Genomic DNA, 15,176 nt, shown 5'->3' with positions numbered 1-15,176 from the left:
AACCGATCATGGAGCATGCCGGACTCACCTTGGCCAGCGTGGGCCTGCTGGCACTGGGGTCACAGTGGCTGGCCTGGCGTCTCAAGGTCCCCGCCATCCTGACCCTGTTGATTGCAGGCATCGCCGCCGGCCCTGTCACGGGCCTGCTGGACCCCGACGCGCTGTTCGGCGACCTGCTGTTTCCGCTGGTGTCGCTGGCGGTGGCGGTGATCCTGTTCGAAGGCAGCCTGACCCTGAACTTTCGCGAGCTCGGCGGCCATGGCCGCACGGTGCGACGACTGGTGACCTGGGGCGCCCTGATCACTGCGGTGTGCGGTGCATTGGCGGCACACTGGCTGTTGCAGCTGAGCTGGGAGATGGCGAGTCTGCTTGGTGCGCTGCTGGTCGTGACGGGACCGACGGTCATCCTGCCGCTACTGCAGACGCTGCGGGCCCGTGAGCACCTGACCCAGATCCTGCGCTGGGAAGGTATTCTGATCGACCCGGTGGGCGCCATCGGTGCCGTACTGGTGTATGAATTCGTGGCACTGGGTTCCGGCACCCAGGCGCTACCGCATACCTTGGCGCTGTTCGCCCAGACGGCGCTGGTCGGTTTCGGGCTCGGTGTGGCCGGCGGCTACCTGTGGGGCCAGGTGCTGCGCCAGCACTTGCTGCCACAGCGCCTGCACAGCTTTGGCACTCTGATGACCATGCTGGGGCTCTTCACGGTATCCAACGCCCTGTTCCATGAATCGGGGCTGCTGACCGTTACCGTGATGGGGGCCTGGCTTGCCAACATGCGCGGGGTGCCGACACGGCCGATCATCGAGTTCAAGGAAACGTTGTCAGTACTGCTGATCTCTGGCCTGTTCATCCTGTTGGCAGCGCGCCTGACCGTGGAGCAGCTGGCATTGCTGGGATGGCCTGCCTGGGCCTTCCTGGCGGTGTTGCTGCTGCTGGTCCGTCCGTTGGCGGTATGGTTATGCACTATTGGCAGTGGCCTGGACTGGCGCGAGAAAGGCTTGCTGGCGTTCATTGCTCCTCGCGGTATCGTCGCCGCCGCCGTGGCATCGCTATTCGCCCTGCGTCTCGAAGAGATCGGAGTGCCCGGCGCCGATCGGCTGGTGCCGGTGACCTTTCTGGTCATCATCGCAACCGTGGTGTCACAGAGCCTGCTCGCTCGACCGGTGGGAGACTGGCTCAAGGTGCGCCGCCCTTCCGCCCATGGCGTACTGATCATTGGCGCCAACCCGGTGGCCCGCCAGATGGCACACTGCCTGCGCCAGGCAGGCCTTGGGGTACTGCTGACCGACTCAAGCTGGGATGCCGTGCAAGCGGCGCGCGCCGAAAAGCTGTCCGCCTATTACGGTGATCCGCTGTCGGAACACGCCTCACAGCACATGGAGCTGACCGGCATCGGCTACCTCGTGCCGCTGTCTCCCTACCGCGAGCTCAACGACCTGGCGGCACTGCACTTCGAGCACCTGCTCGGCCAGGGCCAGGTGTTTCGCCTGGCGGTCAACCTGGGCCGCCAGGCCAGACGCCAGCATGCCACTGCCATTGAACACGTGCCCTACCTGTTCGGCAGGGAGATGACCTTTGCCCAGCTATCCAGCCTGGTCGAGCGAGGCGCCCGCTTCGAGGTCGAGAAACTGACGGAAACCCCACGCCATCGTCAGGTGCTGAGGCCTTCGGGCGAGAAGGCGGCGCCCCCCATCGGCGCACCCGGTACCCGCACAGCGCCTCTCATCTGCATCGGCTCGTCGGGGCGACCGAGGATTGCCAGTGCGGATGCACCGCTCAGCCCGCGCAAGGGCGATCATGTCATCCGGCTGGTCATGCCCGGTGGAGACATCACCTGAGCCAGCCGCCTCTTGCATGAGGCCACCTTCCGCCCGAAGACGTCTCTCGCCTGAAAACGCCCCTTACCTGAAAACGCCCCTCACCTGAAAACAACTTGGGCCGGTCAAACGACCGGCCCAAGTCATATGGGAAGACATGCGGGACACCTGCTGGTGGGGCAAATACCCCAGCAGACCGAGCCTAGTGCGCTCGGACGAGCGTCAGAAGAATAGCCGCCTCAGCGCCTCCCCAGGCTCCTCCTCACGCATGAAGGCCTCGCCCACGAGGAAGCCGTTGACGTCATGCTCACGCATGCGCAGCACGTCGTGGCGATCGTGAATCCCCGACTCGGTGATGACGGTGACATTCGGCGGAATCCGCGGCAGCAGGTCCAGGGTCGTCTCGAGCCGCGTGTTGAAGGTGTGCAGGTCGCGGTTGTTGATCCCCACTAACGCCAGGTTAAGTGCCAGTGCCCGCTCGAGTTCATGGGCATCATGGACTTCCACCAGCACGTCCATGCCCAGCTCACCGGCCTGCTGGTGAAGGTCCTGCATCTTCACGTCGTCCAGCGCAGCAACGATCAGCAGGATACAGTCGGCTCCGATGGCCCTGGCCTCGCTGACCTGATAGCCATGCACAATGAAATCCTTGCGGATCACCGGCAGGTCGCAAGCAGCCCTGGCCGCCACCAGGTAGTCCTCGTGTCCCTGGAAGAAGTCTGCATCGGTCAGCACGGAGAGACATGCAGCGCCTCCACGAGCGTACTGCTCGGCAATCTCGGCGGGACGAAAGTCCTCGCGGATCAGTCCCTTCGATGGCGATGCCTTCTTGATCTCGGCAATCACCGCGGGATCGCCTTCACGGATGCGCTCCGCCAGCGCGCGCACGAAGCCCCGCGGCGCATCCTGCTCGCGAGCCCGCTCGAGCAGCGCCTGCTCACTCACCTGTTGGCGCCTGCTGGCAACTTCTTCATCCTTGCGCTCGAGAATCTTCTCGAGGATCGTCGGGGTGGCATTGGCCATGTTGTGATTCTCCTTGCGGCCCCTGCGGGCATGCCATTACGGCGTCAAAACAGTCGTCACTGACGTCCAAGCCGTCGCGGTCACTGCGCGAAGACTCGCGTGAAGTGCGCCAGCTCCTTCATTTTTTCCAGCGCCAGCCGCGTCCCTTGGGCATCCTGGGCCATCAGCACCCCTTCCTTTAGGGAGTCCGCCACGTCGGCGGCGTACAAGGCAGCACCGGCATTGAGCGCGACAATATCGGCAGCGGGCCCTTCACCGGTCAGCGCCTTTTCCACCAGGCGCAGGCTGTCCTCGGCGCTACTGACCTTCAGCGAATCGAGGGACTGTCGTTCGATGCCCACGTCTTCTGGAGTCAGGGTGTAGCGATGAATCTCACCATCCTTGAGCTCGGCAATCCGGGTCGGCGCGGCCAGAGAGATTTCATCCAGTCCATCCTCGGCATGGGCCACCAGAACGTGGTGGCTGCCCAGCTTCCTCAGTACTTCGACCATCAGCTCGAGCAGATCCGGATGGTACACCCCCAACAACTGATTGGGCGCCCCCGCCGGATTGGTCAGCGGACCCAGGATGTTGAACAGCGTGCGCACCCCCATCTCACGACGCGGGCCGATCGCATGACGCATGGCCGGGTGGTGGTTCGGCGCGAACATGAAGCCAACACCCACTTCCTCGATACAGCGGCCCACTTGCTCAGCATCCAGATCAAGGCCAATGCCCGCCACCTGAAACAGGTCTGCGCTGCCGGAGGACGAGGACACGCCGCGATTGCCGTGTTTGGCCACATGGGCCCCGGCAGCGGCCGCCACAAAACTGGACGCGGTGGAGACGTTGAACAGGTTTGCCCCATCCCCGCCGGTACCGACGATGTCCACCACGTTTTCGCAGGACAACCGGACCGGGGTCATCAGATCGCGCATCACCTGGGCGCAGCCAGTGATCTCTTCAGCGGTCTCCCCTTTCATGGCCATGCCCATCAGAAAGGCGGCGACCTGAGCGTCGGTCGCTTCGCCGGTCATGATGGTATTCATCACTGCGTAAGCCTGCTCGCGGCCAAGATTTTCCCGGCGCATCACCGCCGCGATGGCATTGGTCATCTGCATGCTAGTCTCCTGATCGGTTCAGTGGCGCTCAAGGAAGTTGGCCAGCATTTCGTGGCCTTGTCGGGACAGAATCGACTCCGGGTGGAACTGGACGCCTTCGATGGGCAGCTCCTTGTGACGCAAGCCCATGATCAAGCCTGGCGTCACGTCGTCCGCATCGGTCCAGGCGGTCACTTCCAGGCACTCGGGCAAGCTTTCTCTCTCGACCACCAGGGAGTGATAGCGCGTGACCGACAGGGGGTCATCCAGTCCCTTGAACACGCCCTGGCCAGAGTGGCGAATGTCAGAGGTCTTGCCATGCATGACCTGGGGCGCTCGCACCACCTTGCCACCGAACACCTGGCCAATGGCCTGATGTCCCAGGCAGACACCCAGCAGCGGAAGCTTGCCGGCGAAGTGGCGAATCAGGTCCAGCGAGATACCCGCCTCGTTGGGGGTACAGGGTCCCGGCGACACCACAATATGACTCGGTGCCATGGCCTCGATCTCATCCAGGCTGATGGTGTCATTACGCCGCGTCACCACCTCGGCTCCCAGCTCCCCCAGGTACTGCACGATGTTGTAGGTGAAGCTATCGTAGTTATCGAGCATCAAGATCATGTTGGCTCCAGAATCAAAATTTGGCTTCACCCATCGAGACGAACCACACAAAAATGCCGCCTCATGGGCGGCACTTCTGCTGTCACGACATCCCGTTGGCTGGCACGGGGTCTTCCGCCCTCTTCAGTTGAAGGGGCGCCACCACTGCTGGCGATCACGGGATGTTGTCGGATTCATCTTCATCATGGGCTTATAGTGTGTGTCGACCTCAGGACTGTCAAGCCTGGCGCGTCTGCCGCCTGCCTTCAGCGGCTGCGCCCACCCGGCTTGTCGAGACCCTGCTCGGCCATGGCGACGGCGCGGAACAGGGCACGGCCCTTGTTCAGCGTCTCGTCCCACTCCGACTGGGGGACCGAGTCCGCCACCACGCCTGCACCGCACTGCACATGCAGCTGGCCATCCTTGATCACGGCCGTGCGAATGGCGATGGCGGTATCCATGTTGCCGTGCCAGGACAGGTAGCCCACAGCTCCGGAGTAGACGCCGCGCTTCACCGGCTCGACCTCGTCGATGATCTCCATGGCACGAATCTTCGGCGCGCCGGACAAGGTACCCGCTGGGAAGGTGGCACGCAGGACATCCATGGCACTGTAGCCAGGCTTCAACTTGCCGGTCACGTTGGAGACGATGTGCATGACGTGCGAGTAACGCTCGATGGCCATCTGGTCGGTCACTTCGACGCTACCGGTCTCGGAGATGCGGCCCACGTCATTGCGCCCCAGATCGATCAGCATCAGATGCTCGGCGACTTCCTTGGGGTCTGCCAGCAGGTCCTCTTCCAGCGCCTTGTCCTCGGCCTCGGTCTTGCCGCGCACACGGGTCCCGGCGATCGGGCGCACGGTCACCATGCCATCTTCCAGCCGCGTCAGGATCTCCGGCGAGGCGCCCACCACATGGTGATCATCAAGATTGAAGAAGAACATGTAGGGCGACGGATTCAGGCTTCTGAGGGCACGATACAGATCCAGCGGCTCTGCCTCGAAGTCGATGGACATACGCTGGGACGGCACGCACTGCATCACGTCTCCGGCCAGCACATAGTCCTTGATCTTCTCCACGGCGGCCTTGAACCCTTCTTCCGTGAAGCCGGAGGTAAAGTGCCCCTCCTCGACCTGCGGTCGAGCCTGGCCGGGAAGCCGGGAAGGCAGCGCCAGCGGGCTGCGCAGTGACTCCTCCAGCGCCTCCAGTCGTGACAGCGCGGCGCTATAGGCGGAAGGCGTCGCCGGGTCAGCGTGGGTCCACAGGGTCAAGCGCCCATAAAGGTTGTCGAACACGACCAGCTCATCGCACACCATCAGCAGAATATCCGGCACCCCGATGGGATCATCCTTCTCGACGCCGGCGAGGCGGGGTTCGATGTAACGGATGGTGTCGTAGCCGAAATAGCCCACCAGACCACCGTCAAAGATCGGCTGGTCATCCAGCACCGGCACCTTGAAACGGCTCTGGAACTCTTCGATCCAGGCGAGCGGATCTTCGGCCTCGGTGAGCCCGGACGCTTCACCATCGACGATGTGCTTGACCAGATGACCGCGCACTTCGATGCGCTCACGACAGGGCAGGCCAATGATCGAGTAACGCCCCCACTTTTCGCCGCCAGTGACGGATTCGAGCAGGAAGGTCCAAGGCTGATCGGCCAGTTTCAGGTAGGTGGACAACGGCGTGTCCAGATCGGCCATCAGCTCACGGGTAACGGGAATACGGTTATAGCCAGCGTCGGCCAGCTCAGCAAAACGCTCGGGGGTCATCATGCCCAGGTCCTCAATGAAAAAGTGGGTGACAGAGGGTCCAGCGTCACCATCGCCAACCGCAACGCGCCGGTGTCGCCGACATCGAGCAGTGCGGGTGGGTCATCAAGGAAGAAGAAGGCTGGGCCATGGGCAATCCATCGCAGCAAGTCAGGGGGTGAAAAGGCAACACGACTCCGCCTCGGCGAGGTCGTCATGGCTATAGCCAGAGCCTATCGGCATAACGCCATGACATAGCGTCATGCCGAAAAACCCTAAACGAGTTGGTCAAGCGATTCAACTATCAGATCGGGCTCGCTGAGGCTGACAGGTTCGCCGTGATTATAGCCATAGGGCACCGCAATGGTCCGATACCCAGCGGCCTTGCCGGCCTGAATGTCATGGCGTGAATCGCCCACCATCACACACTGCGAAGGACTGACGTCGAATTGCTGGCACAGGTGCCTGAGCGGCATGGGGTCCGGCTTCTTACGAGGGAGAGTGTCGCCTCCCAGGCACACCGTGAAGTAGCCGTCGATCGACAGGTGCTCGAGAATGGGACCAATGAACGCTTCGGGCTTGTTGGTGACGAGGCACAGGATCAAGCCTCGGCGAAACAGCTGAGACAAGGCGGTCTCGACCCCCGGATAGAGGCGGGTATGCACGCAGGGGTGCCGGTGATAGTGCTCGAGGAAGCGCTCGTGGGCGGTCTTGCACAACACCTCACTGGGGGCCTCGCCCAAGGCATCTGTCAGCGCCCGCTCCAGCAGCGACCATGACCCATTGCCCACCCAGTCTCTCACGCGCGCCTCACCTGCCACGGGCAGGTCCACGTCGAGCAACGCGGCATCGACCGCCGCGGCCAGGTCAGGCACTGAGTCGATAAGGGTGCCATCCAGGTCAAAGGCCACCAACTGTGACCCATCCAGGGCCTCGCCCACAGGCATTTTCCAACCGTCGTTCACCATGTCCCTGCACTATCCCCTGCTCTATACCCTGCACCGTCCCCTGCACGATCCCCTTCACTATGCAGAAAACGGAATGTACATGCGAGGCGCACATTCTGGCGCAACCACCGTGGTCAGCCAAGCACTTATCTGCCTATGATGGCGCTCCCCTCCCCTTTATGGAGCTCTGCAATGAGCAAACCCACCATTGTTGTTGTCGGCGGTGGCGCCGGCGGCCTGGAACTCGTCACCCGCCTGGGCAGACGCCTGGGCAAGAAAGGCAAGGCGGACGTGGTGCTGGTGGACCGCAATTCCACGCACATCTGGAAGCCTCTGCTGCACGAGGTTGCCACCGGCGTGCTCGACTCCGGCCAGGACGAGATTTCCTACCAGGCCCATTCCGCCAGCAACGGCTACCGTTTCCAGCGCGGTACATTGTGCGATCTCGACCGAGACACCAGAACCCTGACCCTGGCAGCCATCATTGACGACGATGGACACGAGATCCTGCCTGCCAGGCGCCTGTCCTATAACTACATGGTCATGGCCGTTGGCAGCGTCAGCAATGACTTCGGTACCGAGGGCGTCGCCGACCATTGCCATTTTCTCGACAGCCCGGCCCAGGCAGAAGGCTTCCGTCAGGCACTGCTCAATACCTTCATGCGTTACAGCACCCGGATGACCAACGATGAACCGCCCTGCATCACCGTCGGTATCATCGGTGCCGGGGCCACCGGGGTCGAGCTCGCCGCTGAGCTGCATGATGCATCACGCATGCTCAAGAGCTACGGATTCACCGAGCTCGGCCGTGAGCATCTGCGGGTGCATGTGATCGAGGCGGCACCCAAGATCCTGCCGGCCCTGCCGGACCGCATCAGTCAGGCCGTGCACAAGGAGCTGGAGAAACTCGGCGTCAAGGTCCATGTGGATACCCGCGTGACCAAGGTCGACGAACATGCGATCACCACCTCGGATGATGAGCGCATCGACATCGACCTCGGCGTATGGGCCGCCGGCATCAAGGCACCCGCCTTTCTTTCGGAGCTGGGCCTGCAGACAGAGCGCAACCACCGCATCAAGGTGGCCGCGACCATGCAGAGCATTGATGACCCGCACATCTTCGCCTTCGGTGACTGTGCCAGCTGTCCCCAGCCAGACGGCAAGGTGGTACCGCCACGGGCCCAGGCCGCCCACCAGCAAGCCAGCGTCCTGTACAAGAACCTGTGCGCCGTGATCGACGACAAGCCACTGAAGGAGTTCGTGTTCCGTGACAGAGGGTCGCTGATCTCCCTGGCACACTTCGATGCCATCGGCAGCCTCATGCGGGCCGCTTCCGCTCGCAGCCTGTTTATCGAAGGCAACCTGGCACGTTTCTTCTATGCGTCGCTGTACCGGATGCACCAGCGCACCATTCATGGCTCCATCAAGACCGCCATGATGGTGGTGGTCGATGGCCTCAACCGGTTCTTGAAGCCACGCCTCAAGCTGCACTGATCCTGCGCCCTGGTGTGCCAGGCGCCATGCCTGGCGCACTCCAGAAAAAAAGGCTGCCCGGGAAGGCAGCCTTTTTTTTGGCAACAGGTCAATAAACGGCGAGTTTAGCCGTTGGCCTGGCTCTCTTCCTTGGCGTGATGATAGAGATGCACATCGCGCTGGGGGAACGGAATACTGATACCCTCGCGGTCAAAGCGGCGCTTGATCTCCTCGGTCATTTCCCAGTAGACGCTCCAGTAATCGGAAGCCTGGACCCAGGGACGCACAATCCAGGTAATGGAGGAGTCCCCCATCGCATTCATGCGGATATTGGGCTTGGGCTCACTCAACACGCGAGGATCGTCGGCCACCACGCTTTCCAGCACACGGCGAACGGTATCGATATTGTCGTCGTAGCCGACACCCACCGCCAGGTCTACACGACGTGTGGCATGGGCCGAGTAGTTGACCACGGCACCACTCATCATCTGGCCATTGGGGACGATGATCTTGCGATTGTCAGGGGTGCTGAGCTCGGTGCTGATGATCTGCACATCTTCCACCGTGCCGCTGACGCCGCCTGCCTCCACATAGTCACCGATGCGGTAGGGACGGAAGATGATCACCATCACTCCCGCGGCGAAGTTGGCCAATGACCCCTGCAATGCCAGGCCGACCGCCAGGCCTGCTGCACCGATCACCGCAATCAGTGACGCCGTCTGAATACCAATGCGGCTGATCGCTGCCAGCACCACAAAGATCAGCAGCAAGGCGTACAGGATGTTGCCAAGGAACTTGATCAGCAGCGGCTCGACGTTCGCCCGCTCCATGCCCTTGATCACAACGCGGTGTACCGCCTTGGCCACCCAACGGCCAATGATAAAGATCGCCGCAGCGGCGACCAGGTTGATCAGAAATTGCAGCCCTGTGGTGGAGGCAAATGCCACCAGAGCATCCACATTGAGCTTATCCAGAACGTCCATATCCCTCTCCTTGCTTGGCATTTTCTTCGTTATGGGGGTGGCTGCTGGGCCTGTTCCGCCGGCAGGACGGGCAAACCGCTGTCCCGCCGGGCCGTCAGCCACTGTCGTTTGCTGCGCACCGTCATGCGCTTTACGGCAGCTTCCAGGCGGCTCGCCTCACTGCGCGAACCCACCACCTCGTGATGGCGAAGGGTCAGGGGGCCCTTGCCTCGCAGCGCCTTGGCTCCCTTGCCGCTGCGATGTTGCTCCAGTCGCCTGGGGACATCCGTGGTGATGCCGGTGTAAAGGGCACCAGCGGCCGTCTCCACCACGTACAGGTACCAGCGTGCGGACGTCTGCGGCAGGCCGGCCTGGTTGCCTGCTTCGTCCCCGCTCGAGTCACGCTGCGTCGGGTCGAGCTGGGCTGGGTCAGCCCCGTCAGAGCCAGCCCACCCTGAGCCAGAATAGTCCGCTTCAGCGCTCAACGCGCACCGGCCAGCTGTGCCCGGAAATCGGCGAGGACACTGTCGTAGCCGTGCGGGTCGTCGCTACGCTGGCCGCCAAAGATCGCCGAGCCAGCCACAAAGGTATCGGCACCAGCGCGGGCGATCTCGGCAATATTGTCGACCTTGACGCCGCCATCGACCTCCAGGCGAATGTTACGACCACTGGCATCAATCCGCTGACGCGCCTGGCGCAGCTTGTCGAGTGTCGCGGGAATGAAGGACTGGCCGCCGAAGCCGGGGTTGACGCTCATCAACAGCACCATGTCGACCTTATCCATCACATAATCAAGGTAGGACAACGGCGTCGCCGGGTTGAACACCAGGCCAGCCTTGCAACCACCGTCACGTATCAGCTGCAGCGACCGATCGATGTGCTCCGAGGCTTCCGGGTGGAAGGTGATGTAGGTGGCACCGGCGTCGATAAAGTCACCAATCAGGCGATCCACCGGCTTGACCATCAGGTGTGCATCGATCGGGGCAGTGACGCCATGCTTGCGCAGGGCCTCACAGACCATGGGGCCAATGGTCAGATTGGGCACATAGTGATTGTCCATGACATCGAAGTGGACAATATCGGCGCCGGAGGCAAGCACATTGTCCACCTCCTCCCCCAGCCGGGCGAAATCGGCGGACAGAATGGAAGGCGCAATCAGAAAATCGTTCATGACATCCCTGCTGGCAAGAGACAAAAAGCGAGCGGCGCCGCACAGCGGTCAAGGGTGCCGCCACCTGACGAAAATCGCATTCTAGCAGCTGGGCCGTGGCAGGGCAGCGTTAACCAATGACATCCTTCGCCGCAACAGCGCCGTCATGGCTTGCAACCTATTCACATCTTATCGCCTTATATAGCCAAACGTTTTAAGCAGAAGGATTGTCATTACCAAAATTTAGGTTTAGCCTGCGTATCGTTCCCGGAGTTCCTGCAACGCTCTTGCATCCCCGGGCACGGCACTGGCGCAACCCTCGCGCACCCTCTCGCAGTCCTCGCCAAGCATTATCGAACGGCTCTCGAAGGACTCGCGACATTCTCTGACGTCAAGGAAGCCTGACATGAAGCTGTCCCCGATCCTTCGCCGTACCGCCCTGTCCCTCGCCCTGGCTACAGGCCTTGGTGGCACCATGGCCTCGCCGGTAATGGCCGAGGACAAGGAGCTGCTCAACTCTTCCTATGACATCGCGCGCGAGCTGTTTGCCGCCATCAACCCAGCCTTCCAGGAACACTGGCAGGCCGAGCACGACGACACCCTGACGATCAAGCAGTCCCACGGCGGCTCATCCGCTCAGGCACGTGCCATCCTGCAGGGTCTCAAGGCAGATGTCGTGACCTACAACCAGGTCACCGACGTTCAGGTCCTGGCGGATGCAGGCCTGGTCGCGGAAGACTGGCAGAGCCAGCTGCCCAACAACGCATCCCCCTACTACTCGACCACCGCCTTCCTGGTCCGCAAGGGCAACCCCAAGGGCATCGAGACCTGGGAAGATCTGGCAGCCGAGGGCGTCGAGCTGGTGTTCCCCAACCCCAAGACCTCCGGCAACGGCCGCTACACCTATCTGGCTGCCTGGGGTTCGGCCGAACGTAATTTCGACGGTGACGAAGATCAGGTTCGCCAGTTCATGAGCGACTTCCTCGGCAACGTCAAGGTGTTCGATACCGGCGGCCGCGGCGCGACCACCAGCTTTATCGAGCGCGGCATTGGTGACGTGCTGATCAGCTTCGAGTCTGAGGTCAACAACATCCGTGACGAATACGGCAGCGATGAATACGACGTGATCGTCCCGCCTGTCAGCATCCTGGCAGAATTCCCGGTGGCCGTGGTCGAGGAGAACGCCGAGCGCAACGGCAACCTGGACCTGGCTCGTGCCTACCTGGAATACCTCTACACCGAACAGGCCCAGCGCCAGCTGGCTGGCTTCAACTATCGCGTGCATGACGAGGCGGTGAAGGAAGAGTTCGCAGACCGTTTCCCTGCCACCGAGCTGTTCGAGGTCAAGGACGTGTTTGGTGGCTGGGACAATGCCATGGACACCCACTTCAAGAGCGGCGGCGAGCTGGACCAGCTGCAGCGCCGTTAAACCTCAAGGTTAACCATTGCCCCCATGCTGAAGGCCATTTCCCTGCCCTTAGCCCGCAAAGCCCGGCGCCATGTGCTGCCGGGCTTCGGCCTGTCATTGGGCATCAGCCTGACCTTTGTCTCGCTGGTGCTGCTGCTGCCGTTGACCGGCCTGGTGGGCCAGTTGAAGGGGCTGTCCCTTTCCGAATACTGGTTCATCATCACCGAACCACGGGTCGTGGCCAGCTACGTCACCACCATCGGCGGCGCCTTCGTCGCGGCACTGATCAATGCCGTCTTTGGCCTGCTCATGGCCTGGGTGCTGGTGCGCTATGACTTCCCCGGCAAGCGTCTGTTGGACGCGCTGATGGACCTGCCCTTTGCCCTGCCCACCGCAGTGGCCGGCATCACCCTGGCGACGCTCTACTCCTCCAAGGGCTGGATGGGCCAGCTGCTGGAGCCGCTGGGCTGGCAGGTGTCCTACACCTGGGTCGGCATCGCCCTGGCCATGGCGTTTACCAGTATCCCCTTCGTGGTGCGGACCGTGCAGCCAGTGCTCGAGGATCTGCCCAGCGAAATCGACGAGGCCGCCATGAGCCTGGGGGCAAGAGATGGCGTCGCCTTTCGTCGGGTGATCCTGCCGCACCTGTGGCCCGCCCTGGTGACCGGTACCGGCCTTGCCTTTGTGCGCTCGCTCGGCGAATTCGGCGCCGTTATCTTTATCGCCGGCAACATGCCTTACGAGACGGAAATCACCTCGCTGATGATCTTCGTCAAGCTGCAGGAATATGACTACGTCGGTGCCTCCGCGATTGCCTCCGTGGTGCTGCTGACCTCGCTGCTGCTGCTGCTGGCGATCAACCTGTGGCAAGGCCGCTTTATCCGCCGCCTGCATGGAGGACGTGGCTGATGCAACGTATCGGTGATGCACCATGGCTCAGACGCAGCCTCATCGCGGTGGCCGTGGGCCTGTCGGCACTGTTCCTGCTGCTGCCCCTGGTCGCCATCTTTGCCCAGGCACTGGCCGAAGGGGTCGGTCCCTTCATCGCCAACCTGACAGACCAGTACACCCTGGCAGCGATCGGCCTGACGCTGTTCGTCACCCTGCTGACGATTCCGATCAACCTCGTCTTCGGGGTGATGCTGGCCTGGCTGGTCACCCGGTTTGCCTTCCCTGGACGCCGCCTGCTGCAGACACTGATCGACATTCCCTTTGCCATCTCCCCCGTGGTGGCTGGCCTGGTCTACTTGCTGCTGTACGGTCGCAACGGCTGGATCGGCGGGTGGCTGGATGCCCACGACATTCAGCTGATGTTTGCCTGGCCTGGCATCCTGATGGTCACCATCTTTGTCACCTGCCCCTTCGTCGCGCGGGAGCTGATTCCGCTGATGCAGGCACAGGGTTCCCGTGAGGAAGAAGCCGCCGTCACACTGGGCGCCAGAGGCTTCACCCTGTTCCGCCGGGTGACCCTGCCCAACATTCGCTGGGCGTTGCTCTACGGCGTGATTCTGACCAATGCCAGGGCGGTCGGTGAATTCGGTGCGGTATCGGTGGTGTCTGGCGCCATCCGCGGTGAAACCAACACCCTGCCGCTTCACGTAGAGCTGCTGTACCAGGATTACAACACGGTAGGCGCCTTCGCCAGCGCCGCCCTGCTAGCCCTGATTGCCCTTCTCACCCTGGCCGCCAAGGCCATGCTTGAATGGCGCGCCACGCGCCGGGAGGCCCTGACATGAGCATTCATCTGCGCCACATCCAGAAGCACTTTGGACGCTCCCAGGCGCTGTCTCCTATCGACCTGGAGATCCGCAGCGGTGAGCTGATCGGCCTGCTCGGCCCGTCTGGCTCCGGCAAGACCACGTTGCTCCGGATCATTGCCGGCCTCGAGACCCCCGATGACCATCGAGACTGCCGCATCCTGTTCGGCGAGCGCGATGTCACCCAGGTCCACGTGCGCGATCGCCGCATCGGCTTCGTGTTCCAGCACTACGCGCTGTTCCGACACATGAGCGTTTTCGACAACGTCGCCTTCGGCCTGACCGTTCTGCCCCGCGCCGAGCGCCCCTCCAGTGCCGAGATTCGCTCCCGGGTGATGCAGCTGCTGGAGATGGTCCAGCTGTCGCACCTGGCAGAGCGGTTTCCCGCGCAGCTGTCCGGTGGCCAGCAGCAACGCGTCTCACTGGCTCGCGCCCTGGCGCTCAAGCCGGAAGTCCTGCTGCTGGACGAACCCTTCGGTGCACTGGATGCCAAAGTTCGTCAGGAGCTGCGCCGCTGGCTGAGGCACCTGCACGATGAGCTCGGCTTTACCAGCGTCTTCGTGACCCATGACCAGGAGGAAGCACTGGAGTTGTCCGACCGCGTGGTAGTGATGAGCAATGGACGGATCGAGCAGGTCGACACGCCGGATACGCTCTATCGGGCACCCCGCAATCGTTTCGTGTTCGAATTCCTCGGCGACGTCAATCACCTGGAGGGAGTCGTCCAGGACGGCGTGCTGACCTGCGGTGATGCGCGCCTGGCGGTCGACCTCGAGGACGGACGCCAGGAACTGCTGCTGCGTCCCCACGAGGTTCAGGTGGCCCTGCAGGCACAGGCGGATGCCCACCTGCCTGCCAGCGTGATGTCGATAGTGCCGGTGGGTGCAGAAGTCCGTGTAGAGCTCAGTGCCGATTGGATGAGCGAGCCGTGGATGGCCACACTAAGCCACCAGGACGCCGAGCGCCTCTCCCTCAAGCGCGGCATGCGCGTGCATGCCCTGCCCAGACGCTGGCATCACTATCCCGACGCCCAGGAGGCCCCTGGCCCCCAGGTGCGCCCGCAGCAGGTTAGCGCCTGACGCCATCAGGCGCCTTAGAGGAACTTTTCCCTGCGCTTGCCCTTCTGATAGGCGTATCATCGCGCAGCCCGGACACACGCTGCTGCTGCAGCGGCGTGACCGGCCGACGCGTTTTTGCGACTTTCAGATA

The 15,176-nt window shown here is 62.5% G+C and carries 14 protein-coding genes; 6 read left to right on the top strand and 8 right to left on the bottom strand.

The features are described from left to right. Positions 1 to 8 precede the first annotated feature (8 nt). Complete coding sequence (locus KUV86_RS04030) at positions 9 to 1,841, top strand: cation:proton antiporter (protein WP_222161924.1); 1,833 nt, start codon at positions 9 to 11, stop codon at positions 1,839 to 1,841. 201 nt (positions 1,842 to 2,042) lie between these two features. Here KUV86_RS04030 and trpC read toward each other — a convergent pair whose 3' ends face one another. The 5 genes from trpC to KUV86_RS04005 all read right to left on the bottom strand — a co-directional run bounded on the left by trpC (position 2,043) and on the right by KUV86_RS04005 (position 7,238). Then, the gene (gene trpC, locus KUV86_RS04025; protein ID WP_206943000.1) at positions 2,043 to 2,843 is read right to left on the bottom strand and encodes an indole-3-glycerol phosphate synthase TrpC; all 801 of its coding nucleotides are present in this window, start codon (positions 2,841 to 2,843) and stop codon (positions 2,043 to 2,045) included. Between the two features lie 80 nt (positions 2,844 to 2,923). Next, positions 2,924 to 3,943 carry an anthranilate phosphoribosyltransferase gene (gene trpD / locus KUV86_RS04020; RefSeq protein ID WP_222161922.1) on the bottom strand — a complete coding sequence of 340 codons (1,020 nt, stop codon included), beginning with the start codon at positions 3,941 to 3,943 and terminating at the stop codon, positions 2,924 to 2,926. An 18-nt stretch (positions 3,944 to 3,961) separates the two neighbouring features. Then, positions 3,962 to 4,543 (bottom strand): anthranilate synthase component II, encoded by a 582-nt coding sequence (locus KUV86_RS04015; RefSeq protein ID WP_222483682.1) that lies wholly within the window; start codon positions 4,541 to 4,543, stop codon positions 3,962 to 3,964. A gap of 245 nt (positions 4,544 to 4,788) precedes the next feature. Next, positions 4,789 to 6,291 (bottom strand): anthranilate synthase component I, encoded by a 1,503-nt coding sequence (gene trpE, locus KUV86_RS04010; protein ID WP_206943185.1) that lies wholly within the window; start codon positions 6,289 to 6,291, stop codon positions 4,789 to 4,791. 254 nt (positions 6,292 to 6,545) lie between these two features. Further along, positions 6,546 to 7,238, bottom strand: a complete 693-nt coding sequence (locus tag KUV86_RS04005) for a phosphoglycolate phosphatase (RefSeq protein WP_224908189.1) — start codon at positions 7,236 to 7,238, stop codon at positions 6,546 to 6,548. 171 nt (positions 7,239 to 7,409) lie between these two features. Between KUV86_RS04005 and KUV86_RS04000 the strand changes: the two genes are divergently transcribed. Beyond that, the gene (locus KUV86_RS04000; protein ID WP_222483681.1) at positions 7,410 to 8,711 is read left to right on the top strand and encodes an NAD(P)/FAD-dependent oxidoreductase; all 1,302 of its coding nucleotides are present in this window, start codon (positions 7,410 to 7,412) and stop codon (positions 8,709 to 8,711) included. A 104-nt stretch (positions 8,712 to 8,815) separates the two neighbouring features. Here the strand turns inward: KUV86_RS04000 and KUV86_RS03995 are convergent, their stop codons facing one another. From KUV86_RS03995 to rpe, 3 genes are read right to left on the bottom strand one after another with little or no spacing between them, the layout of a single operon-like run. Then, on the bottom strand, positions 8,816 to 9,673 hold the full coding sequence (locus KUV86_RS03995) for a mechanosensitive ion channel family protein (RefSeq protein ID WP_206943008.1): 858 nt from the start codon (positions 9,671 to 9,673) through the stop codon (positions 8,816 to 8,818). Positions 9,674 to 9,702: 29 nt separating this feature from the next. After that, a complete protein-coding gene (locus tag KUV86_RS20125; protein WP_409996339.1) occupies positions 9,703 to 10,137 on the bottom strand; it encodes a GIY-YIG nuclease family protein in 435 nt (144 codons plus the stop codon). Continuing rightward, the gene (gene rpe / locus KUV86_RS03985; protein ID WP_222483674.1) at positions 10,134 to 10,823 is read right to left on the bottom strand and encodes a ribulose-phosphate 3-epimerase; all 690 of its coding nucleotides are present in this window, start codon (positions 10,821 to 10,823) and stop codon (positions 10,134 to 10,136) included. The genes KUV86_RS20125 and rpe overlap by 4 nt, the downstream gene beginning before the upstream one ends. A 385-nt stretch (positions 10,824 to 11,208) precedes the next feature. Here rpe and cysP point away from each other — a divergent pair, with 385 nt between their 5' ends. Genes cysP through KUV86_RS03965 form a run of 4 tightly spaced genes read left to right on the top strand, consistent with a single transcriptional unit; the run spans position 11,209 to position 15,046 of the window. Further along, positions 11,209 to 12,231, top strand: a complete 1,023-nt coding sequence (cysP, locus tag KUV86_RS03980) for a thiosulfate ABC transporter substrate-binding protein CysP (RefSeq protein ID WP_222483671.1) — start codon at positions 11,209 to 11,211, stop codon at positions 12,229 to 12,231. Positions 12,232 to 12,255: 24 nt separating this feature from the next. Continuing rightward, on the top strand, positions 12,256 to 13,119 hold the full coding sequence (cysT, locus tag KUV86_RS03975) for a sulfate ABC transporter permease subunit CysT (protein ID WP_206943013.1): 864 nt from the start codon (positions 12,256 to 12,258) through the stop codon (positions 13,117 to 13,119). Continuing rightward, positions 13,119 to 13,946, top strand: a complete 828-nt coding sequence (cysW, locus tag KUV86_RS03970; protein ID WP_206943014.1) for a sulfate ABC transporter permease subunit CysW — start codon at positions 13,119 to 13,121, stop codon at positions 13,944 to 13,946. The genes cysT and cysW overlap by 1 nt, the downstream gene beginning before the upstream one ends. Further along, the gene (locus KUV86_RS03965) at positions 13,943 to 15,046 is read left to right on the top strand and encodes a sulfate/molybdate ABC transporter ATP-binding protein (RefSeq protein WP_222483663.1); all 1,104 of its coding nucleotides are present in this window, start codon (positions 13,943 to 13,945) and stop codon (positions 15,044 to 15,046) included. Before cysW ends, KUV86_RS03965 begins: the two co-directional genes overlap by 4 nt. Positions 15,047 to 15,176 lie beyond the last annotated feature (130 nt).

The sequence above is a fragment of the Halomonas sp. DP8Y7-3 genome (genome assembly GCF_019801675.1).
Classification (GTDB): Bacteria; Pseudomonadota; Gammaproteobacteria; order Pseudomonadales; family Halomonadaceae; genus Halomonas; species Halomonas litopenaei_A.
The sequence above is the reverse complement of the archived record's forward strand: the minus strand, read 5'-3'. Positions and strand labels throughout refer to the sequence as shown.